The 1,136-nt window shown below is 62.9% G+C and carries 1 protein-coding gene; it reads left to right on the top strand.

Annotated features, from left to right (window positions below):
- A partial coding sequence (gene tuf, locus FEV16_RS16755) for an elongation factor Tu (protein ID WP_138168746.1) occupies nt 1–1,136 on the top strand: 1,136 nt, incomplete at its 3' end.

Here is a 1,136-nt window from a genome sequence, read left to right as displayed (position 1 = left end):
ATGGCCAAGGAAAAGTTTTCACGCACGAAGCCGCACTGCAACATTGGGACGATTGGACACGTCGACCATGGCAAGACGTCTTTGACGGCGGCGATCACGAAAGTGTTGGCGGAGACGGGCGGGGCGACCTTTACGGCCTATGACCAGATCGACAAGGCTCCGGAGGAGAAGGCGCGCGGCATCACCATTTCGACGGCGCATGTCGAATATGAGACGAAGAACCGCCATTACGCGCATGTCGACTGCCCTGGCCACGCCGACTATGTGAAGAACATGATCACCGGCGCGGCGCAGATGGACGGCGCGATCCTGGTGGTTTCGGCCGCCGACGGTCCGATGCCGCAGACGCGCGAGCACATTCTCTTGGCCCGTCAGGTCGGCGTGCCGGCGCTCGTCGTGTTCTTGAACAAGGTCGACATGGTCGACGATCCCGAGCTTTTGGAGCTCGTCGAGCTCGAAGTGCGCGAGCTGCTCTCGAAGTATGAGTTTCCTGGCGACGACATTCCGATCGTGAAGGGTTCGGCGCTGTGCGCGCTCGAGGGCAAGAACCCCGAGCTCGGCCATGACGCGATCCTGAAGCTGATGGCCGAGGTCGACCGCTACATTCCGCAGCCGGAGCGCCCCAAGGATCAGCCGTTCCTGATGCCGGTCGAGGACGTGTTCTCGATTTCGGGCCGCGGCACGGTGGTGACGGGGCGCATCGAGCGCGGCGTGATCAAGGTCGGCGAGGAAGTCGAGATCGTCGGCATCCGTCCGACGACGAAGACGACGGTGACGGGCGTCGAGATGTTCAGGAAGCTGCTCGACCAGGGCGAGGCGGGCGACAATGTCGGCTGCCTGCTGCGCGGCACGAAGCGCGAGGATGTGGAGCGCGGCCAGGTTCTGTGCAAGCCGGGTTCGGTGAAGCCGCACACGAAGTTCAAGGCCGAGGCCTATATTCTGACGAAAGAGGAGGGCGGCCGCCACACGCCGTTCTTCACCAACTACCGCCCGCAGTTTTATTTCCGCACGACGGATGTGACGGGGATCGTCACGCTTCCCGACGGCGTCGAGATGGTGATGCCGGGCGACAATGTGACGATGGACGTGGTGCTGATCGTGCCGATCGCCATGGAGGAGAAGCTGCGCTTCGCCAT

It is taken from the genome of Methylocystis sp. B8 (assembly GCF_005771425.1).
In the GTDB taxonomy this organism is placed as follows: domain Bacteria; phylum Pseudomonadota; class Alphaproteobacteria; order Rhizobiales; family Beijerinckiaceae; genus Methylocystis.
This window is presented reverse-complemented; position numbering and strand designations above follow the sequence as displayed.